18 protein-coding genes and 1 tRNA gene are annotated in these 19,620 nt (G+C 58.7%); 15 read left to right on the top strand and 4 right to left on the bottom strand.

Translation table 11 applies throughout. The annotated features are described in order from the left end of the window. Window positions 1-1,635, bottom strand: a complete 1,635-nt coding sequence (locus ACIPR4_RS19735) for an NAD(P)/FAD-dependent oxidoreductase (protein WP_013570433.1) — start codon at window positions 1,633-1,635, stop codon at window positions 1-3. A 376-nt stretch (window positions 1,636-2,011) separates the two neighbouring features. Here ACIPR4_RS19735 and ACIPR4_RS19730 point away from each other — a divergent pair, with 376 nt between their 5' ends. After that, the gene (locus ACIPR4_RS19730; RefSeq protein ID WP_187290215.1) at window positions 2,012-3,175 is read left to right on the top strand and encodes a metallophosphoesterase family protein; all 1,164 of its coding nucleotides are present in this window, start codon (window positions 2,012-2,014) and stop codon (window positions 3,173-3,175) included. Between the two features lie 33 nt (window positions 3,176-3,208). Then, window positions 3,209-4,255 (top strand): NAD-dependent epimerase/dehydratase family protein, encoded by a 1,047-nt coding sequence (locus tag ACIPR4_RS19725; protein WP_013570431.1) that lies wholly within the window; start codon window positions 3,209-3,211, stop codon window positions 4,253-4,255. Between the two features lie 5 nt (window positions 4,256-4,260). Here ACIPR4_RS19725 and clpB read toward each other — a convergent pair whose 3' ends face one another. Both clpB and ACIPR4_RS19715 read right to left on the bottom strand, forming a co-directional pair. Beyond that, the gene (clpB, locus tag ACIPR4_RS19720; protein WP_013570430.1) at window positions 4,261-6,870 is read right to left on the bottom strand and encodes an ATP-dependent chaperone ClpB; all 2,610 of its coding nucleotides are present in this window, start codon (window positions 6,868-6,870) and stop codon (window positions 4,261-4,263) included. Window positions 6,871-6,974: 104 nt separating this feature from the next. Then, window positions 6,975-7,460, bottom strand: coding sequence for an Hsp20/alpha crystallin family protein (locus ACIPR4_RS19715; protein WP_013570429.1), 486 nt, complete (start codon window positions 7,458-7,460; stop codon window positions 6,975-6,977). A 394-nt stretch (window positions 7,461-7,854) separates the two neighbouring features. On the opposite strand from ACIPR4_RS19715, the gene ACIPR4_RS19710 reads away from it, so the two are divergent. The 13 genes from ACIPR4_RS19710 (at window position 7,855) to ACIPR4_RS19650 (ending at window position 17,278) form a co-directional block, all read left to right on the top strand. Next, window positions 7,855-9,159, top strand: a complete 1,305-nt coding sequence (locus ACIPR4_RS19710; RefSeq protein WP_013570428.1) for a glycosyltransferase — start codon at window positions 7,855-7,857, stop codon at window positions 9,157-9,159. Between the two features lie 60 nt (window positions 9,160-9,219). Next, the gene (gene ispE, locus ACIPR4_RS19705; RefSeq protein ID WP_013570427.1) at window positions 9,220-10,260 is read left to right on the top strand and encodes a 4-(cytidine 5'-diphospho)-2-C-methyl-D-erythritol kinase; all 1,041 of its coding nucleotides are present in this window, start codon (window positions 9,220-9,222) and stop codon (window positions 10,258-10,260) included. A 13-nt stretch (window positions 10,261-10,273) separates the two neighbouring features. Continuing rightward, window positions 10,274-10,347 (top strand) — tRNA-Gln (locus tag ACIPR4_RS19700). A gap of 103 nt (window positions 10,348-10,450) precedes the next feature. Next, the gene (locus ACIPR4_RS19695) at window positions 10,451-11,539 is read left to right on the top strand and encodes a ribose-phosphate diphosphokinase (RefSeq protein WP_013570426.1); all 1,089 of its coding nucleotides are present in this window, start codon (window positions 10,451-10,453) and stop codon (window positions 11,537-11,539) included. Between the two features lie 189 nt (window positions 11,540-11,728). Further along, entirely contained in the window at window positions 11,729-12,430 is a 702-nt protein-coding gene (locus ACIPR4_RS19690; RefSeq protein WP_013570425.1) for a 50S ribosomal protein L25, read from the top strand. A gap of 12 nt (window positions 12,431-12,442) precedes the next feature. Beyond that, the gene (gene pth, locus ACIPR4_RS19685; RefSeq protein ID WP_013570424.1) at window positions 12,443-13,048 is read left to right on the top strand and encodes an aminoacyl-tRNA hydrolase; all 606 of its coding nucleotides are present in this window, start codon (window positions 12,443-12,445) and stop codon (window positions 13,046-13,048) included. Between the two features lie 84 nt (window positions 13,049-13,132). After that, window positions 13,133-13,633, top strand: a complete 501-nt coding sequence (gene rpsF, locus ACIPR4_RS19680) for a 30S ribosomal protein S6 (protein ID WP_013570423.1) — start codon at window positions 13,133-13,135, stop codon at window positions 13,631-13,633. A 126-nt stretch (window positions 13,634-13,759) separates the two neighbouring features. After that, window positions 13,760-14,143 carry a 30S ribosomal protein S18 gene (gene rpsR, locus ACIPR4_RS23370; protein ID WP_013570422.1) on the top strand — a complete coding sequence of 128 codons (384 nt, stop codon included), beginning with the start codon at window positions 13,760-13,762 and terminating at the stop codon, window positions 14,141-14,143. A gap of 28 nt (window positions 14,144-14,171) precedes the next feature. Beyond that, entirely contained in the window at window positions 14,172-14,387 is a 216-nt protein-coding gene (locus ACIPR4_RS19670; RefSeq protein WP_013570421.1) for a type II toxin-antitoxin system HicB family antitoxin, read from the top strand. 51 nt (window positions 14,388-14,438) lie between these two features. Then, complete coding sequence (gene rplI, locus ACIPR4_RS19665; protein ID WP_013570420.1) at window positions 14,439-14,981, top strand: 50S ribosomal protein L9; 543 nt, start codon at window positions 14,439-14,441, stop codon at window positions 14,979-14,981. Between the two features lie 107 nt (window positions 14,982-15,088). Continuing rightward, window positions 15,089-15,376 (top strand): ArsR/SmtB family transcription factor, encoded by a 288-nt coding sequence (locus tag ACIPR4_RS19660; RefSeq protein WP_013570419.1) that lies wholly within the window; start codon window positions 15,089-15,091, stop codon window positions 15,374-15,376. Between the two features lie 66 nt (window positions 15,377-15,442). Beyond that, a complete protein-coding gene (locus ACIPR4_RS19655; protein WP_013570418.1) occupies window positions 15,443-16,429 on the top strand; it encodes a zinc-dependent alcohol dehydrogenase family protein in 987 nt (328 codons plus the stop codon). A 93-nt stretch (window positions 16,430-16,522) separates the two neighbouring features. After that, a complete protein-coding gene (locus ACIPR4_RS19650) occupies window positions 16,523-17,278 on the top strand; it encodes an SDR family NAD(P)-dependent oxidoreductase (RefSeq protein ID WP_013570417.1) in 756 nt (251 codons plus the stop codon). A 71-nt stretch (window positions 17,279-17,349) separates the two neighbouring features. On the opposite strand, the gene ACIPR4_RS19645 is transcribed toward ACIPR4_RS19650, so the two are convergent. Further along, complete coding sequence (locus tag ACIPR4_RS19645; RefSeq protein ID WP_013570416.1) at window positions 17,350-19,449, bottom strand: catalase; 2,100 nt, start codon at window positions 19,447-19,449, stop codon at window positions 17,350-17,352. Window positions 19,450-19,620 lie beyond the last annotated feature (171 nt).

Here is a 19,620-nt window from a genome sequence, read left to right as displayed (position 1 = left end):
CTAGAGGACCTTGCTGCGCATGGAGTCTTCTTCGGCATCGGGAATCTCCTGCTCGTCGCCCTTTTCCTCGTGATACTCCATCTCCGTGTTGATCTTCCAGAGATTCTTCTTGCTCGTCACGCCCCCGATCACATTCTCCACCGCTTGCATCGCCGTCAGCATGGAGTGGTCCTGGTTGTTGTACTTGTGCATGCCGTTGCGGCCAACAAGGAAGAGATTTTCGAAGCTGTCCGTAAAGGCGCGCAGTTCCTCGAAGCGGTCGTAGGTTCCAAAGTAAGCAGGATACGTTTTGGGCACGCGGACGACGTGCGCATCCAGAACGCCATCGGCTTTCAGAATGCCGATTTTCTCCAGCTCCATCGCTCCGAACTTCTTCAGATCGTCATCCGGCATCGTCCACAGGGGATCGGTCTCGTAGCAGAAGTATTCGAGGCCAATCCAGATCTTTCCCGGCTCCACGAGATAAGGGCTCCAGTTGTTGAAGATCTGTAGACGGCCAACCAAAACATCGGGCTCCTGAATGTAGATCCACGTGTCCTTCAGCAGGCCGCCATCCGGCTCCGTGACCGAGAGCTTGTCGATCAGCAGGCCGATGGTGATGAAGTCGCGATAGATCAGGCCTTCGGAGACTTCTTTCACGTTCTGCGGGATCGCCGTACCGCCACGTTCCATGGCATTGACGAGATCGCGCATGGGCATCGTGGAGAAGAAATGATCCGCGGGAAAGGCCTGCGTCTCACCGGCGTCATTTATTGCCTCCACGGAGAGAATGCGCTGGCCTGCGGTGACCACACGGTCCACCTTCCAGCCCATGTGGATGTCGCCGCCACCCGAGACGATCTTGTCCGCGACGTGCTCCCAGAGCTGGCCGGGGCCGAACTTCGGATAAAGGAAGCGCTCGATCAGCGAAGTGTCCGTGCCCTTCTGCGAAAGGTCTTTGGATTCTTTCTTTGTGAAGGCCTTCTTGAAAAAGTGTTTCACGGCCGTTGTCAGCGAAAGGCCCTTGATGCGCTGCGCGCCCCACTCCGCGCTGATCTCTTCGCAGGGTGTGCCCCAGACTTTTTCGGTATAGCTCTTGAAGAAGGTCAGGTAAAGCTGCCGTCCGAAGCGATTGATCAGGAAATCTTCCAGGCTTTTTTCCGGCTTGATCTGCGCGATGCGCGAGGCCATGTAGCTGATGCCGACCTTCGCGGTGCGCGCAAGGCCCAGCTTTTCGAGCGTGTCCTTCGTGAGCGTGATGGGATAGTCGAAGAAGCGACGCAAAAAGTAGATGCGGCTCTTGCGGGGCCGAATGAGCATGACCAGGTCATCCTCTTCGGCGGTCTTGTCGGAGCTGTCTCCCATCCCTGCAATCGAACGCGACTGGTTCTGATAGCTGATGGCGGCAGCGTTGTCCGCGCCTGCCTCGGTCGGCATCTGCTCCAGCCACCACTCCATCACGCGGTCGCTCTTGGAGAAAAAGCGGTGGCCGCCGATGTCCATGCGGTTGCCCTTGTAGCGGATGGTGCGGGAGATCCCGCCGATCTCGTGGCTCGCCTCCAGAACGACGGGCTTAATCTCGGACAGTTTTTGAAACTCAAGCGCTGCGGTCAGACCTGCTGGTCCGGCGCCAATTATCAGTGCGGTTTCCGCCACGTAAAAATCCGATCGGTTACACCTGGAGAGAGGCGCGACGTAGAGTCTGCCTCTATCTTATAAGAAAGGAAGGGCTTTCTTTGCAGGCCAAAGCGCGGTACGTCGGCCAGAGAATGATGTGCGACACGATGCGCCAATCCAGCCTGCGGATCGTATGATCCATCAAGCTACCTGCGCGTTGCGGGAATAACTCAAACCCCTGGTGTGTTTTACCCGCATCCGATCCAGTGCGCTGGATCTCCGAACTGAAAGAAGAATGCCCGAACCGAATCCGCGATCTCGACGTTTTAAGTCACTTTCCACGGCGAAGCTCAGCAATGTGCGCGGGTTTGGACGAAGCAGGGTGCTGGCCCGTTTTCAGCAGATGAAAACGAGCATGGAATCTTCAACGCCCCGCCCGAAACTCTTCTCTTTCCTCACGCATGGCCTGTTTCTCATTCCGTATGCTTTGGACTATCTCAAGGGAATATGGAACGGCAAACACAAGCCCTATCCCACCTATGCGGGCGATGGAAGGGATGGAATCTATCCCCTGCGCGCCGCCGATGGCGGAGAGGCCATCAAAATCTCCATCGCTGGAGATTGGGGCACGGGCACCAATGAGGCATTTCAGGTCGCGGAAAAGATGTCCGCGTTCCAACCGGATTACACCCTGCACCTCGGCGATGTTTACTACGTGGGAGATGACCGCGAGGTAAAGGAAAACTTCCTTGGGCAGATGACGGACAGGTATACGCCTGTGTCCTTTCCCAAGGGTTCCGTAGGCACCTTCGCCCTGGTGGGAAACCATGAGATGTATGGTGGCGGCTCTCCTTATTTCGGAGAGATGTTGAGCTACTGCCGCACAGGAACGGGCGAAAGCCAGAAGGCGAGTTTCTTCTGCCTGGAAACAGCGGCGTGGCGCATCCTCGGTCTGGATACCGGGTACAACTCCTTCGGCATCCCCGTTCTTGGTGTGATCCCCGACGTTGTACCGAATTTCCCCTTCTTCAAGACCGATTGTCACCTTCCGGAGGAGCTGCTCGACTGGCTGCGTACGAACGTGAAGCCGCAGCAAAACAAGAAGCCGACCTTGTTGCTCTCGCATCACCAGTACTTCAGCGGCTTTCCGAAGGAAGAGGGATTTCGCCGTCCCGCAGAGCAACTCAAGGAGTTCTTTGCAGGCCAGGACGTGGTCTGGATCTGGGGACACGAGCATCGGCTTGCGATCTACGATCGCTTTTCTCCCGATGGAAGCGTCCAGTGCTATGGACGATGCCTCGGCAACGGTGGCATGCCGGTAGAAACCGGAGATCCGGACCTCAAGAAGGCCCCACTCGCGTTCTACGACCCAAGATCCGACTATCCCATTGGAGATGGAACCCATGCGGGCTGGAACGGCTTTCTTAACCTGACCCTCCATGGCTCAATCCTCACCTTGGATTATCGCGATCTGGAGAATCGGCAGCTTTTTGTTGAGAGGTTTTTCGGTCATTCCGACGGCAGTCTTCAAAACACGTATCAGACGCCGGTGCCCATGCTGAAGCAACCCACCTCATGACGCCAGCCGCCTGGCTGTGAGAGGGTAATAGAGATGGCTCACTATCTCGTTACCGGTGCTTCCGGCTTCTTTGGAGGCGTTCTCAAGCGACGGCTCCTGCGCGAAGAACACACCTGCGTGAACGTCGATCTGGAAATCGATGAGGACGCGGGCGCTGCGGGACTCACAAGCGTTCAGGGCGATCTGCGTGACCGGGCTTTGATGGAGAGGATCTTCCAGGAACATCGCTTTGACGCGATCTTCCACTGTGCCGCGCAACTCGCGCACGGCATGCGCATGGATGAACATCTGCTCTGGACTAGCAACGTCGACGCAACCCGCCTGCTGGCGGAGCTTGCGGTTGCGCATAGTATCCGTCCCTTCGTCTTTATCTCGACCAACTGCCTCTGGGCGTCGAACCTGGGTCATCCGGTCAACGAAGCTCAGGATATGCCGGAGCCCATCGAGATCTACGGACGCTCGAAGCTGGCGGCGGAACAGGTTCTGGAAGAGTTCACCGACAGGCTCGATGTCGTCATCCTGCGCGTTCCCACCATCATGGACGAGGGCCGTCTCGGCCTGCTCGCCATCCTGTACGAGTTTATCGACGACCACAAGACGGTATGGGTGGTGGGCGACGGGATGAACCAGTACCAGTTCGTCTACGCGGACGATCTCGTCTCCGCCTGCCTGCTCGCGGAGAAGCACGGACGCAGTGGCCTGTTCCATCTCGGATCGGACGATGTGCAGGGCATGCGTGCCGTGTATGAGTCCGTCATCCGTGCGAGCGGCAGCAGGAGTAAGGTGCGTTCCCTGCCCAAGGGCCCGACCATCGCGGCGATGATTGCGGCGCATAAGCTGCGCGTCTCGCCGCTCGGCCCGTATCACTACAAGATGATCGCGGAGAGCTTCGTCTTTGATACCGCCAAGGCGAAGAAGGAGCTTGGCTGGTCTCCGACGATGACGAATCAGGATATGCTTCTGCGTGCGTACAGCTTTTATAAGAAGAACCGCAAAGAAATCGCGGCGCGCACGGATGTCTCCGCGCACCGCAAACCCGCGTCGATGGGGATCATCCGTTTGCTGAAGTGGATCTCCTGACGGCGTTACTTCCTGTCCGCGACGCGGAAGGCGAGCTTGTCGCCCTCCGCATCCACCACCACGTGATCGCCGTGCAGCACCTCGCCTGAGAGAATCCGCATCGCCAGCGGGTCCTGCACCAGGCGCTGGATCGCGCGCTTCAACGGACGTGCACCGTAGGCGCGGTCGTAGCCTGATTTGAAGATCAGGTGACGTGCCGCAGGCGTCATGTCCAGCGTAATGCGACGGTCCGCCAGCAGGTTTTCGAGGTCCTTCAGGCGCAGGTCGATGATGTGCGTCAGTTGAGACTCGGCCAGCGGATGGAAGACCACGATATCGTCCACGCGGTTGAGGAACTCTGGCCGGAACTGCTTGCGCAGCTCATCCATCACGCGCACCTTGGCCTCTTCGAAGCCGTCTTCACCACTCGCCCACGCGGACGAGAGAATGCTCGCGCCCGTGTTCGACGTCATGATCAGGACGGTGTTCTTGAAGTCCACTGTGCGGCCTTTGGAATCCGTCAGACGGCCATCGTCGAGCACCTGCAACAGCACGTTGAATACATCCGGATGCGCCTTCTCGATCTCGTCGAAGAGCACGACAGCGTATGGTCTGCGACGAATGGCTTCGGTGAGCTGTCCGCCTTCGTCATAGCCGACGTATCCCGGAGGCGCACCGATCAGGCGAGCGACGGCGTGTTTCTCCATGTACTCGCTCATGTCGATGCGCACCATCGCCTGCTCGTCGTCGAAGAGGAACTCGGCGAGCGCGCGTGCGGTTTCGGTCTTGCCTACGCCCGTTGGGCCAAGGAAGATGAAGCTGCCGATGGGCCGCTTGGGATCGCTCAGACCGGCGCGGCTGCGACGGATCGCGTTCGCCACGGCGGAGAGAGCTTCGTCCTGTCCGACCACACGCTCGCGCAGACGCTCTTCCATCTGCACCAGCTTCTGCACCTCGCCCTCCAGCATCTTGCTGACCGGAATTCCCGTCCAGCGCGAGACGATGGCGGCGATGTCTTCCTCGTCGACCTCCTCCTTTAGCATGCGCTGCGAGGTGTCGGAGCCGTCCTGCGTGGCTTCGAGCTGGCGCAGCTCCGCTTCGGCGCGCGGCAGATCGCTGTACTGAATCTGTGCCGCACGCTCCAGGTTGCCGCGACGCGTCTGATCTTCGGCTTCGAAGCGCAGGGCTTCGATCTTCTTCTTTAGTTCGGCGATAAGTGTGATCGCATCACGCTCCCGCTGCCAGCGCGCACGCAAGCCGCTGGCCTGCTCCTGCAGTTCGGCCAGTTCTTTTTCTACGACGGCGAAGCGTTCGCGCGAGTTCACATCCTCTTCGCGCTTCAGCGCCGTGCGCTCGATTTCGAGCGACGTGGCGCGGCGTTCGAGTGCGTCGATCTCTACCGGCACACTGCCGATCTGGATGGCGAGCGAAGCCGCGGCTTCGTCGACGAGATCGATGGCTTTGTCCGGCAGAAAGCGGTCCGAGATGTAGCGGTGCGAAAGCTCCGCCGCCGCAACGATGGCTGCGTCCTTGATGCGCACATTGTGGTGCGCCTCGTAGCGTTCTTTCAGACCGCGCAGGATATTGATGGTGTCTTCCACGTTGGGTTCGCCGACGTAGACCACCTGGAAGCGCCGCTCCAGCGCCGCGTCCTTTTCGATGTACTTGCGATACTCGTTGAGCGTCGTCGCGCCGATGGCCCGTAGACCGCCGCGTGCCAGCATCGGCTTCAACATGTTGCTGGCGTCGATGGAGCCTTCCGCCGCACCTGCTCCAACGAGGGTATGCAGCTCGTCGATGAAGAGGATGATCTCGCCGTTCGAGTCTTCAATCTCTTTCAGGACCGCTTTCAGGCGCTCTTCAAACTCACCACGGAACTTCGCTCCGGCCAGCATGGAGGCGAGGTCGAGCGAGATCACGCGCTTGTCCTTGAGCGAATCCGGAACGTCGCCGGAGATGATGCGGCGCGCCAGGCCTTCGACGATGGCGGTCTTGCCGACGCCGGGCTCGCCGATGAGCACGGGATTGTTCTTCGTGCGGCGGCTGAGCACCTGGATTACGCGGCGAATCTCTTCGTCGCGGCCGATGACGGGGTCCAACTTGCCTTCGCGTGCCTGCGCCGTGACGTCCTTCGCGTACTTTTCCAGCGCCTGGAACTTGCCTTCGGGATTCTGGTCGGTGACGCGCTGGTTTCCACGGACGGCGGTCAGCGCGCGCAGAATCGCATCGTGCGTCGCGCCGACGGCTGCGAGCGCAAGCTGCACAGGTTCATTGCGGCCCTGCGCGAGCGCCAACAGAAGGTGCTCGGTGGAGACGTACTCATCCTTGAAGTTCTGTGCCTCTTTAAAGGCCTGCTCCAAAACTTTGTTCAGCGCGGTGCCGAGGGAGGGCGACTGCTGCGCTCCCTGGATCTTGGGCAGCTTCTCGATGGCAGCATTCACATTCGAAAGAAGTTGTTGCGGCGGTACACCGATCTTTTCGAGGACGGGGAGGACGATGCCCTCGCGGTCTTCCAGCAGCGCCGCCATCAGGTGCAGCGGCAGAATCTCCGGATTGCCGTTCTCCGTCGCCTGCTGCCCCGCACCCTGCAGGGCGGCCTGCGATTTTACTGTCATCTTTTCCCAGTTGATTGCCATGTTCGGTAGACCTCTTTCGATCCAAAATCGAATTGATATAAAGATGCGCGGCCAGGCCCAGAGAGACCACAGACCGCGCATTCTGTTTCTTTCTTCCTGTTTTGTTACTTTGCGGCTTCTACCTGTTTCGGGCTTGCGCCTGTGCCGATCTCAATCTTGATCTGCTTCGGCTTCGCCTCAGGCTTCTTGGGAAGCTCGAGGGTCAGTACACCGTGCTCGTAGTTCGCCTTGATCTGCTCGGTGTCCAGCGTCTGGGGCAGGGTAAAGCTGCGGACAAACGATCCGTAGCGACGCTCCACACGGTGGAAGTTCTCTTCCTTATCCTCTGTGGCAAATTTGCGTTCGCCACGCACGGTCAATGTCGTGTTCTCCACACGAATGTCCACATCTTCGGGTCGGATGCCGGGAACTTCAATGCGAAGCGCGAGCTTCTGCGGATCCTCGTAGATATCCACGGGCGGCGTAAAGGAGCCGGAGTTCAGACTCTCGGTCTCTCCCGTCGTGGGACGGGCGAAGTCGGAAAAGATGGAGTTGAGGCGGTTTTGCAGGACGGCTACGTCATGAAGGGGGCTGAATCGAGTGATCGTCATCGTCAGAATCCTCTGGATCAAGAATTTCGCGACCCTCGGTCGCGCATGGGCTTTTCCTGCCCACACAACATTCGACGAAGGGTATGCCGAAAAGGTTGCAGAAAATATGAGCGTCTTGGACTCATGCCGTTGTCGCGGAGCCCACAGCCTGATTTTTCAGGAAACAGCAGATCCCTTCGCTCCGCTACGGGATGACAAAGAGAAGGCTACGCTTCTAGATCTTCGTCACCTCCGAATCCTCAGTCGGGCCAGCATCGAGACCCCACCCTTTCGCAAAAGCCGCGAAAGAATGGGCACAAAGAGCCGAATGGAAGGAAGACGAGCAGGAATAAGGAGCGGCGCTTGGTGTCAATGGAGGTACGGACAGTTTCCGAGGCCGTGAAGGAGTTCCTGTATGAGCAAGATACTTGTAGCAACATTTCCCCTGGCGGGGCATGCCGGACCGATGTTGGTTGTCGCTGAATTTCTGCGTCAACAAGGGCACGACGTCTTTTTCCATAGTTCTGATTTCTATCGTGAAAAAGCAAAGGCTCGCGATCTGCGCTTCCTTCCCCTCATGGGAAATGCCAACTACGACTATCACAAGCTGGGAGAACTGATCCCGAGCTTGAGAACCGCCACCTCTCCGCTCGATCAGTCTCTCCTTTCTGTAAAGCATCTACTTGGCGACCGCATCCCGGATCAGTATCGCGGCCTACTCAAGATTCTTGACGAGGAGAAGATTGACCTCATTCTGACGGACGTCGGTTTCTGGGGAGTTTTTCCTCTGCTCTTACGCAAGGGGCCTCGGCCGCCCGTATTCGCCTGTGGTACGACCGCCCCTATGTGGCTCGACCCTGCTTTTTCGATCCTGACCGGACCGGACGAGACACCGGACGGGCTCAGGCGGAACCTCGAAGACAATCGGAAATGGGAGGTTGAGCGGGCGCCAGCGGACCGCTATGTCGACGAAGTGCTCCAGAAGCTTGGGGCCCAGGTTCCCGGTGGGTTCAGGCTCGGCGATACGATGTACAGCCTTCCAGACCTCTTTCTCCAGATGGGCACAGAGGAATTTGAGTTCCCTCAGCACAACCGGCGACCGAATCTGCGTTTTGTCGGGCCGATTCTGCCTCAATCGAAGGAGTTGGTGAAAGTTCCCTGGCTGGACGATTCCAGGCCTGTGATCTTTGTAACGCAGGGTACTTTGGCGAACTTCAACTTCGATCAGCTGGTAAATCCCGCGCTTGCCGGTCTCTCCGGTGAAGACGTTCAAGTGGTTGTGACCGCAGGCGGTGGTCCCAGGGACACGATTGTTGCGACAAAGAACGCAATTGTGGAACCGTATCTCCCCTATGAGTTGATCCTTCCCAAAACGAGCGTCTTCGTCACGAATGGCGGTTATAACGGTATCCAACAGGCACTGAGCTATGGCATTCCGGTGGTTACGGCCGGTGCGACTGAGGACAAGCCGCAGGTATGCGCGCGGGTGAGATGGAGCGGTGTGGGCATCGATCTGCAGACTGGCGCTCCCACAGGGGAACAGATCCGCCATGCGGTCTTGCAGGTATTGCGCGATTCGAGCTACCGGGAGCGCGCCAAAGTGCTCGGTTCCAGCATCTCGAAGACGAATGCGCTTAAGGCAATCGCGGAGATAGCGGAAAGAAGTATCTCCGAAAATGCAGGTCAAAAGGCTGGAAGGTTTTCGATGCCGGTAGTTTAGAGGGCCGAAAAGAAGGTCGGAAGAACTGCTTCCATCCGGAAATCTCTACAATCAGGGGGTATGCCCGTTCATGTCCGCTCGTTTTCCAAGATCAATCTCGGCCTCCGCATCGGACCCACGCGTCCGGACGGGTTTCACGGTCTCTGCACGCTCTATCAGACCCTGGCCCTGCACGATGTTGTCACGGTTTCGGCGACCCGCGCGGCGGAGACGAAGATCTCCCTGGAGTCGAACCACCCCGCTGTCCCGGCCAGCGCGAAAAACACCGCCTGGCGCATGGTTTTGTCGGCATTGGAGCATATGAAAGTCACCGCCGAGGTCAAGATCCACATCCAGAAGAACCTGCCGATCCAGGGTGGGATGGGTGCGGGTTCCGCGAACGCCGTGGCTGCTCTGCTGGGGCTGGAGCGCGAGCTGGGCGAGGCGCTTTCCGGGCCGGAACGCCTCACGCTGGCGGGGGAGATTGGGTCGGACGTACCGCTTTTCCTTCTGGGAGGGACGTCCATGGGACTTTCGCGGGGGGAAGTGTTGGTGCCTTACCCGGACCTGCCGCCAACGCCGTGCGTGATGGCGGTGCCTTCCGTGGGGGTGTCTACGCCGGTGGCTTTCCGGGAGTGGGACCGCCTGCATGCTTTGACCGAAGCCACTGGATTCGATAGACTTGAGGAGTTGAGCCGCGTCTACGCGTCTGCCTTTACACCGGCGGGCACAGGTAGTTCCGGCGCCTCCGGTGTCTTTGCTGACAAGATCAGTGAAGACCTGGCCGGGAACCTCCTTCCTGCGCTTGTCCGCACCGGGATTGAAAACGACTTTCAAGAGGTCGTGTTTCAGCAGCATCCCCCCTTGCGCGACATCCTGCACGCCCTTCAGGGCACGGAAGAAACTCCCGTCGAGAACAGGGCCGTTACGGCCATGCTCTCAGGCTCCGGGTCTTCGCTCTTTGGTCTTTATCGGACTGAAGCGGACGCCATGGCGGCGCAGCAGCGCGTTCTGGGCCAGGGCACGCGGGCCATCGTCACCTCGACTTTGCCGCGCAGTCTGTACTGGGGCACCATGTTTGAAGAGGTGGAAGAGAGAGCGGAAAAAGCTGTCCGCGCTTGATTTACCTGGCTATTGGGCGATCGACTAATGGTAGGTCAAGTGCCTTTGACGCACTTTGTCTAGGTTCGAATCCTAGTCGCCCAGCCAAACTTTTGGCCGTCCCCTTTTTGGATGGTGCATCGATTTGTCGTGGCAACCGTGTCGCGGCGAGAACAAGAAGCAACCAACGCTAACCGGCTTGGAGGTTTTAGTGAGTGAAGAAACGCAGGACGAGATGACGCAGGCGACTCCCAACACGGCAACGATCGTAGTAGACCCTGGCATTGTGCCGGCGTCCATTGCTACTGGGGGACAACCCGTAAAAGCCGCAGCCGACCGTAAACGTGGGCGGCTCTCCGACGATAAGCGTTTCAAGATCTTCAGTGGTTCTGCGAACAAACCGTTGTGCGAAGAGGTTTGCGCGTTCGTGGGTGTGCCTATGGGGCAGACCAAAATGCAGAAGTTCTCCGATGGCGAAATTCACTTTCAGCTTCTGGAAAATGTGCGTGGCGCGGATGTCTTCGTCGTGCAGCCGACGTGCTTTCCCGTGGACCAGCATCTGGTGGAACTGCTCATCATGATCGACGCCCTGAAGCGTGCCTCGGCGGGCCGCATCACGGTGGTGATTCCGTACTACGGCTACGCGCGCCAGGACCGTAAAGACAGGCCCCGCGTCGCCATCAGTTCCAAGCTCGTCGCCGACCTTTTGCAGACCGCAGGTGCGAACCGCGCCCTTCTGGTCGATCTGCATGCGGCGCAGATCCAGGGCTTCTTCAATATTCCGGTGGACCATATGTTTGCGTCGCCGGTCCTCGTTTCGTACTTTCGCGAGCTCAAGCTGCCGAACCTTACGGTGGTCTCGCCCGATGCGGGCGGTGTGGAGCGCGCGCGCTTCTTCGCGCAGAAGATGGAAGCTCCGCTGGCCATTGTGGACAAGCGCCGCACGGATATCAACGTGACCGAAGTGATGCACGTCATCGGCGATGTTGCCGGACGGAGCTGCATCATTCTGGACGACATTGTGGACACGGCCGGAACGCTGACCAAGACGGTCGAAGCTCTTCTAAAGAACGGCGCGACTCAGGTCTATGCCTGCGCTTCGCACGGTGTGCTCTCCGGTCCTGCCGTGGAACGCATCGCAGCCTCGCAGTTGAAAGAGCTCGTCGTCACCAACACGATTCCAATCCGCGCGGATGCGATCGCGACGGGCAAAGTTAAAGTGCTCTCTGTCGCCGGTCTGCTGGGACGCACGATCGAGAGCATTCATATGGAGACCAGCGTTTCGACGCTCTTCTCCTGAGTTGTTGAGTTGTAAGTTCTCAGTGGCTGGTTGTTAGTGCAAGCTGTCAGCCCTGAGGTAAACGAAACCATATAGCAGCGGCTGAAGTAAGAGCCGCAAAGGGAGTCGACAGGGTTGGAGCTGGTTCGAAGTCACTAACAACTAAGGACTGACAACTACCAACTGCTTCTTCGCCCGACAGAGGACATCATGGCAACCACAATTCCAGAAGCAATCGCAGCCGTACCCCGTACGGGCAAGTTCAATAAGAACCACGCGCGTCGTGTGCGCGTCTCCGGCCTGATCCCCGCCGTCGTTTACGGCGCAGGACAGGATTCGGTCGCCGTCACCGTCGACCCCAAGGCCATCACCCGCATTCTGCATTCGGAGTCCGGACACAACACCATCTTCGACCTGAGCGTCGAGGGCACGGGCGTTGTGAAGGCCATGATCGTGGACTGGCAGTATGAGCCCATCAAGGGCAAGCTTCTGCACATCGACTTCAAGCGCATTGCAATGGACAAGGCGATGCGTGTCTCCGTTCCTGTGATGTTGACCGGCGTTCCGGTTGGCGTGAAGAACAGCGGCGGCATCCTGGACCAGATTCTGCGCGAAGTGCAGATCGAGTGCCTCCCTGGAGACATTCCTTCGCATATCGACGTGGACGTTGCAGGGCTCGAGCTCTACGGCGCGATTCACGTTGCGGACCTGCCGCACGGCGGCAAGATCAAGTTCCTCGAGGAAGAAACTGCTCTCGTGGCGCACGTAACCGTCATCAAGGAAGAGGCCGCGGCCGATGTGACCGCACCGGTTGTCGCCGAGCCTGAAGTGACCAAGGGTAAGGGTAAGCCGGAGGCCGCAGCGGCAGCAGCTCCCGCAGCTGGTGCAGCCAAGCCTGCAGCCAAGAAGTAAAGGGCGCGCGGCGTGAAGCTTATTGTTGGCCTGGGAAATCCGGGTCCCGAATACGTCTTCACGCCGCACAACGCCGGCTTTCTGGCGATCGACCGCATTGCAGAAGATCGCAACGCGGTAGTGAGCAACCGGAGAGGCAGAGCACTGACCGGCAAGGCGATTCTGGCAGGGCACGAATGCCTGCTGGCCAAGCCGGAGACGTACATGAACAGCAGCGGAGCCTCCGTGGCCGCCCTGGTTCAGGAGTTAGAGCTCGATCCGCAGAAGGATTTGATCGTTCTGTACGACGAGCTGGCGTTTCCCCTGGGCGAGCTTCGGCTCAAACAGAATGGAAGCGCGAACGGGCACAACGGCGTGAAGAGTATTTCTTCCTCCCTGGGCACGGAAGAGTGGATGCGAGTCCGGATCGGCGTGGGGCGACCCAACGCACCGGATGGCAGAGAGGTTAAGGCCGGAGGAAAGGACTATCTCCTCCAGCCGATGCGCAAGGCAGATCTTGCGCAGATGGATGAGGTTCTCGACCGTGCTCTCCAGGCAGTCGAAGCGATCTTGAAGGATGGCATTGCGAAGGCAATGACACAGTACAACCGCCGCGAGGCGGATTTGGGCAGTGAGTAACACCGTTGAGCAGTGAGCAGCACCAAGTATTTCCAGGCCTCGTCATAGGGGCGCGGAGCAGAACTCCGCAGAAAGCAGAAGCATATGAATCGCACTTATGAAGTGATGTACATCGTCCGTCCGGACATCGACGAAGCTTCCCTCGACGCGCTTGTCGAAGGCTTCAACGCCGTTGTCACCAATGGTGGTGGAGAAGTCACAACCGCAGAGAAGATGGGCCGCCGCCGTCTCGCCTACACCGTGCGCAAGTTTCAGGATGGCCAGTTCATCCTGCTGACGATCACCGCCGATGGCAAGGTCGTTCTCGAGCTCGAGCGTCGTCTCCGCGTTACGGAGCAGGTCATCAAGTTCATCACCGTCCGTACGGACGAGGAGAACAAGCGTCTGGCCAAGGTCAAGAAGCACCGCGATGCGCACAAGAAGGTCTCCGACCAGCGCGCTGAGGTTGCTCCCACGCCTCAGGCTTCGATCACCGAGCCTCTTCCTCCGCCTCCTGAGACGGTTGCAGCCGCTCCCACCGCAGCTGCAGAACCCGTACAGGCTGAGCCTGAGCAGACGGAAGCCGCAGCCACCGCAACGGCATAAAGATTTTCAACTTGTACCGCAATGGAATGCACTTAATTGCCGCACACCGCTTCCGTTTAGACCGTGGGACTCCATGCAGTCCCGAAGCGCGAAATCGGCCCCAACCTGTACGAAAGGATTTCAGCAATGGCTGACGAAACCAGCACCGCAGTAGCAACTCCCAGCGCTCCCAGTGAGCGTCCTGAGCGTACTCCCTCCGATCGTCCTGAGCGCACGGGTGGCCACTCCGGCCCCGGCGGACACTCCGGACCGCCCCGCCCACGTACCGGCGCAGGTGGACCTGGCGGACGCAAGTTCTTCCGCCGCAAGAAGGTCTGCAAGTTCTGTGTCGAGAAGATCGACCAGATCAGCTACCGCGACGTCCGTCTTCTGCAGGGCTTCGTTGCAGAGCGCGGCAAGATCGTTCCGCGTCGTCTGACCGGTGTCTGCACCACGCACCAGCGCCAGCTCTCGCTCGCCATCAAGCAGGCACGCAATATCGCCCTGCTGCCGTTTGCCGCAAAGTTCTAATCAGCATTTTGAAGCAGGCAGGTTTGCGATGAGTGAATATCTGGTGATCTACGAAAAGACGGCAACGGGATACAGCGCCTATGTTCCCGATCTGCCCGGTTGCATTTCGACCGGACCGACGCTTGAGGACACCAGACGCAATATGCAGGAGGCGGTCGAAGGTCATCTCTCGGTCATGCGAGAGTTCGGCGACCCAATTCTGCAGCCAACGACGATGGCAGACCGCATCCAGATTCCTGCCTGAGAGAAATGCAATACCGCCGCTTACGGCGAGATCAAAGTTCGGAGAATCGCAATGGAAGTCATTCTGAAAGAAGATGTAAACAAGCTCGGCCACGCCGGCGACGTTGTTAAAGTCGCCGACGGCTACGGCCGTAACTACCTCCTCCCGCAGCGGTTGGCCATCGAAGCCACTGCGTCCAACAAGGCTGTCATCGATCAGATGAAGGCCTCCGCTCTGCGCAAGTCTGCAGGCGACAAAGACGGCGCTGCCGCACTGGGAGCCGAGCTGGAGACAGCCGAGCTCACCTTTGAGCGCAAGGTCGGCGCTGGCGATCACCTCTTCGGTTCGGTCACCTCGTCCGACATCGCCGCTGAGCTCGCCAAGCAGGGCTTCAAGGTCGACCGCCGCAAGATCGCGCTCGACGAGCCGCTCAAGCAGCTCGGCGAGTTCCACGTGCCGATCAAGCTGCATCGCGAAGTTACGGCCCACCTCAAGGTGACCGTGAAGAGCGACGACCCGAACTATATCCCCGGTTCGCAGAAGCAGGAGCTCGAAGAGGCTCCGATCAGCGGAACGTACGATATGGGTCAGCATCACTACACGGAACTCGAATAAACTTTCGAGGATCCAAACGAAGAGGCGCTGCGAGCATTCGCAGCGCCTCTTTCTTTGGGGCCGCCAGTCACACGAAGCGATGCGGGCCGCGATAGCATCCAATCAGTATGGATGGGCCCCTTCAACTCGATGATCGCAGCTTTCACCTCATCGCGAAGGCCCTCTCTGACCCCAATCGTTTTTGCATCCTGCAAAAGATTGGAAGCGCGAAGGAGACTTTTGCCTGCTCGAATCTGCGCGAAGGTATGAGCATCTCCGCTCCTACGCTGTCGCACCACATCAAAGAGCTGGAAAACGCCGGTCTGATCCGCATCGAACGCGTAGGCAAGTTCATTAACCTTGAGCTGCAACGCGATGTGTGGAATGCCTACCTGAAGCAGCTTTCGGAGATCTAGCTTTTCGGAGTCTCAAACGGACCGCGCCGCATCCATATAACTACTCATTGCACTCAGGGGTACCTTATGCGCGCGTATCTCGTCGATCGGCCGGGGGCAGATTTTCGGCAGATTCAGCTTTCCCGTCCCGTACCTTCAGCGGGCCAGGTATTGATACAGATCCATGCCAGCGGCGTAAATCCACTGGATACGAAGATCCGCGCTGGCCAGGCGGGTCATGCGAAACAGCCGCTCCCTGCGGTGCTGGGCGTGGATATGGCAGGTGTCGTTGAAGAGGTTAGCCCTGACGTTACCGCCTTCCGCGTTGGCGACGAGGTGTACGGTCTGGTGGGTGGCGTGGGTGGATTGCAGGGGACACTCGCCGAGCTTGTGGTCGCAAACGCCGACCTGATCGCGCTGAAACCGAAGTCGCTTTCCATGCGCGAAGCGGCGACGCTTCCTCTTGTTGCCATCACGGCTTGGGAGGGGATTGTGGATCGCGCCCAGACACATGCCGGTCAGAAGGTGCTTGTGCATGCAGGCGCGGGTGGCGTCGGTCACATCGCGGTCCAGCTAGCAAAGGCCTTTGGCGCTGAAGTCTTCGCGACGGTCTCCGCAGGCAAGCAGCATATCGTAGAGGGATTCGGCGCAACACCCATCGACTATGGCGTCTTGACCCCTGAGCAGTATGTTGAGCAATACACACAGGACGAAGGCTTTGACGTTATCTACGACACGATCGGTGGCGCGACGATCGACGCTTCTTTCTCTGCCGTCAAGCGCTACACAGGCCACGTTGTGAGTTGTCTTGGCTGGAGCACGCACTCTCTTGCTCCGCTCTCCTTTCGCGGAGCGACCTACTCCGGCGTCTTTACGCTCATGCCGCTTCTTACGGGCTTCGGTCAGGCGCATCATGGAGAAATTCTTCGTGAGGTCGCAGCACTGGCCGATGCCGGAAAGCTTAAACCTCTGCTGCATGCACAAAGCTTTGGCCCGGAAGGAATTGCCGAGGCGCACGCGCTTGTGGCGTCCGGCGCCTTGGGGAAAGTCGTCGTAGATCTACGGAAAATTTAGCTTTGCCCTGAATCGTCCTTGAATCGGCGCGCATCAATTCGACAGTTATCGAAATGTCGAAGCCTGAGCGCTCGACCGAAAGAAGGAAAGATCATGGCAAAGCTTGCAAACAAAGTAGCGGTGGTTACGGGCGCTTCCAAGGGCATCGGCGCAGCGATCGCAAAGAGGCTGGCGGCTGACGGAGCGTCTGTCGTTGTGAATTATTCCAGCAGCAAAGAAGGCGCGGACAAAGTTGTCGCAGCGATTGTGAAGGCGGGCGGTAAGGCGATTGCAGTGGGCGCGAACGTGGCCAACGAAGCCGAGATCAAGACCCTCTTCGACGAAACGAAGAAGGCTTACGGCAAGGTGGACATCCTCGTGAACAACGCCGGTATCTATGGCTTCTCGCCGATTGATGCTGTGACCTCGGAGGACTTCCTGAAGCAGCACGGGCTCAACGTTCTTGGTCTTCTGCTGACTTCGAAGGCGGCTGCCGCACACTTCCCCGAGACGGGCGGAAGCATCATCAACATCGGTTCGGTCGTCAGCACGATTGCACCTCCTGCTTCCTCGATCTACTCCAGCACCAAGGGTGCGGTGGACGTGATCACGAAGGTGCTTGCCAAGGAGCTTGGACCACGCAAGATTCGCGTGAACTCCATCAACCCCGGCTTCGTCCGTACTGAGGGCACGCATACTGCTGGCCTGGCTGGGGGCGACTTTGAGAAGTCCGCTGTGGCCCATACACCCCTCGGCCGCGTTGGCCTTCCTGAGGACATTGCGGATCCCGTCGCCTTCCTCGCATCGGAAGATGCCCGCTGGATCACAGGCGAACTGATCTCCGTCGCAGGCGGATCCACTGGCGTATAAGTCACTCGCATTAATAAAAGGAAGAGGCGTCGCGATGTTCCGCGACGCCTCTTCCTGTTTTGCAGGTTTGATTAGTAAATCGTGCGCACCGATGGCTCGCGATCCCAGATACGACCGAGCGCAGCACGTTCAATGAACGGCTGCGCGGAGTCGCCTTCGCTTATGAGGACGACGCCTGCGTCTGCCAGAACGCCAGCCTTGTCGAGAAGGATCTCCGACTCCGGTGTTGCGCCGATCACCTTCAGATGCGAGAACGCATCGTGCACAAAGGCGACTGCTGCAGCTTCCGTGGAGAGAGTCTGCGCGCCATCCTGCGAGAGTGCGAGAAAGACGCAGTCGAAGAGGACTGAAGGTCCACCCGCAAGCTGGAAGTCGGCTTCGATCGTCGATCCGTCCGTGGCCGTAGCGCCACCGATCTTCGGAGCGATGATCTTCATCTCCGCACCGGCTTCGGCGATGGCCGTCTCCAGTGCGAGGATGCTTTCGGTATCGCTTCCATCGGCGATGAGGCAGCCGACGAGCTTACCCTCAAGCGACACCTGCGCCTTCTTCAGAATGCTGAGCGCAGGGGATTCAGGGAGGTCCGTCCGCGCAGGCACGGTGGTAGCTACCTTCTTGATCTCGCCCTGCATGCCCAGGCCATCGGCCACGCGCTGCGCGATCCCTATATCGACGTTCGCAAGCTGACCGACCATGCGCTCTCGCACAGCCTTTGTGTCCACCTTGCTCAACTCGAAGATGAACGCGGCGATGATGTGGTTCTGCTCCGTCGGTGTCTGCGAGTTGAAGAACTGCAGGGCCTGGCTGAAGTGATCGGCGAAGGCTTCGGGACGAGCACGCAGCTTGTCGCCTTCCACACGTTCCGGACCGGTCTTGAAACCAGCATGCGGATCTTCGCGTGCCGTGTCGCCTTCGAGCGAACTTGGCGAGTAGGAGACGCGCCCCTTGGGAATCTGGAGCTGCATGTGGCCGTCGCGCTGGAAGTTCATCACCGGGCAGCGCGCTGCGTTGATGGGCAGCTGTGCAAAGTTTGGGCTTCCCAGACGCGAGAGCTGCGTGTCGAGATACGAGAAGTTCCGTCCCTGCAGCAGAGGGTCGTTCGTGAAGTCGATGCCCGGAACGACGTTTTGCGTCATGAACGCAACCTGTTCCGTTTCGGAGAAGTAGTTGGTCGGATTGCGATCCAGCACCATCTTTCCGACGACACGCAGAGGAATCTGTTCTTCAGGAATCAGCTTTGTCGCATCCAGAACGTCGAACTCAAAACGGTTGACGAACTCTTCATCGAAGAGCTGCACACAAAGCTCCCACTCCGGAAAGCGGCCCTGATCGATGGAGTTCCAAAGATCGCGACGATGATAGTCGGGATCGCCTCCGTTGATCTTCAGCGCTTCATCCCAGATGACGGACTGCATGCCGAGCTTCGGACGCCAGTGGAACTTCACATAGGTGACTTTGTTCTCCGCGTTGATCAAGCGGAAGGTGTGAACGCCAAAGCCTTCCATCGTCCGGAACGAACGCGGGATGGCGCGGTCGGACATGATCCACATCAGCATGTGCGTGCTCTCGGGCGTCAGAGAGACGAAGTCCCAGAAGGTATCGTGTGCCGTCTGTGCCTGCGGAAAGCCGCGATCTGGCTCCTGCTTGGCGGCATGAATCAGGTCGGGGAACTTGATGGCGTCCTGAATGAAGAAGACAGGGATATTGTTTCCCACGAGATCCCAGTTGCCTTCCGGTGTGTACAGCTTGACGGCAAAGCCGCGCACGTCGCGTGCGAGATCAGGCGACCCGGCGTTGCCCGCAACGGTGGAGAAGCGAACGAAGAGCGGAGTCTTTTCGCCAACCTTGCTCAGGATGCGTGCTTTGCTGAACTCCTGCAGAGAATCGGTCAGTTCAAAGTAGCCATGTGCGGCCGCGCCGCGTGCGTGGACGATACGCTCAGGAATGCGCTCGTGATCGAAGTGATTAATCTTTTCGCGCAGGACGAAGTCTTCCAGCAACACCGGGCCGGGACGGTCTGTACCGCCGAGCTTCAGAGAGTTCTCATCATCTGAAACAACCTGGCCTTGTTGCGTTGTCAGCTGCGGATGTGTTCCGCCTGCGTACTGGTGTAGTTCGCCGCCGTTACCAATGCCGTGATCGGCACCCTTTTGTGATTCTGTCTCTTTCACGAGTCGCTCCCCTTTTGGATCGCTTCTTCATCCGAAACTGGTGGCGAGCAGTGTCAGTTGCACGGATAGAAGTCGATACCCCAAGTGAGATGCCGGGCTTTTGCATGTGCAAAAGCCCGGCGTGAATTGTCGCAGAATGTTGTCGAAAGAAAGCATTGCGAGAAAGCATTG

Source organism: Terriglobus saanensis SP1PR4, assembly GCF_000179915.2.
GTDB classification, from domain to species: domain Bacteria; phylum Acidobacteriota; class Terriglobia; order Terriglobales; family Acidobacteriaceae; genus Terriglobus; species Terriglobus saanensis.
This window is presented reverse-complemented; position numbering and strand designations above follow the sequence as displayed.

Coding starts and splice junctions, on each gene's coding strand:
- rpsR (WP_013570422.1), top strand. CDS start 13,760: ATGGCTGACGAAACCAGCACCGCAGTAGCAACTCCCAGCGCTCCCAGT.
- ACIPR4_RS19660 (WP_013570419.1), top strand. CDS start 15,089: ATGGATGGGCCCCTTCAACTCGATGATCGCAGCTTTCACCTCATCGCG.
- ACIPR4_RS19715 (WP_013570429.1), bottom strand. CDS start 7,460: ATGACGATCACTCGATTCAGCCCCCTTCATGACGTAGCCGTCCTGCAA.
- clpB (WP_013570430.1), bottom strand. CDS start 6,870: ATGGCAATCAACTGGGAAAAGATGACAGTAAAATCGCAGGCCGCCCTG.
- ACIPR4_RS19730 (WP_187290215.1), top strand. CDS start 2,012: ATGGAATCTTCAACGCCCCGCCCGAAACTCTTCTCTTTCCTCACGCAT.
- ACIPR4_RS19710 (WP_013570428.1), top strand. CDS start 7,855: ATGAGCAAGATACTTGTAGCAACATTTCCCCTGGCGGGGCATGCCGGA.
- rpsF (WP_013570423.1), top strand. CDS start 13,133: ATGAATCGCACTTATGAAGTGATGTACATCGTCCGTCCGGACATCGAC.
- rplI (WP_013570420.1), top strand. CDS start 14,439: ATGGAAGTCATTCTGAAAGAAGATGTAAACAAGCTCGGCCACGCCGGC.
- ispE (WP_013570427.1), top strand. CDS start 9,220: ATGCCCGTTCATGTCCGCTCGTTTTCCAAGATCAATCTCGGCCTCCGC.
- ACIPR4_RS19690 (WP_013570425.1), top strand. CDS start 11,729: ATGGCAACCACAATTCCAGAAGCAATCGCAGCCGTACCCCGTACGGGC.
- ACIPR4_RS19670 (WP_013570421.1), top strand. CDS start 14,172: ATGAGTGAATATCTGGTGATCTACGAAAAGACGGCAACGGGATACAGC.
- ACIPR4_RS19650 (WP_013570417.1), top strand. CDS start 16,523: ATGGCAAAGCTTGCAAACAAAGTAGCGGTGGTTACGGGCGCTTCCAAG.
- ACIPR4_RS19655 (WP_013570418.1), top strand. CDS start 15,443: ATGCGCGCGTATCTCGTCGATCGGCCGGGGGCAGATTTTCGGCAGATT.
- ACIPR4_RS19725 (WP_013570431.1), top strand. CDS start 3,209: ATGGCTCACTATCTCGTTACCGGTGCTTCCGGCTTCTTTGGAGGCGTT.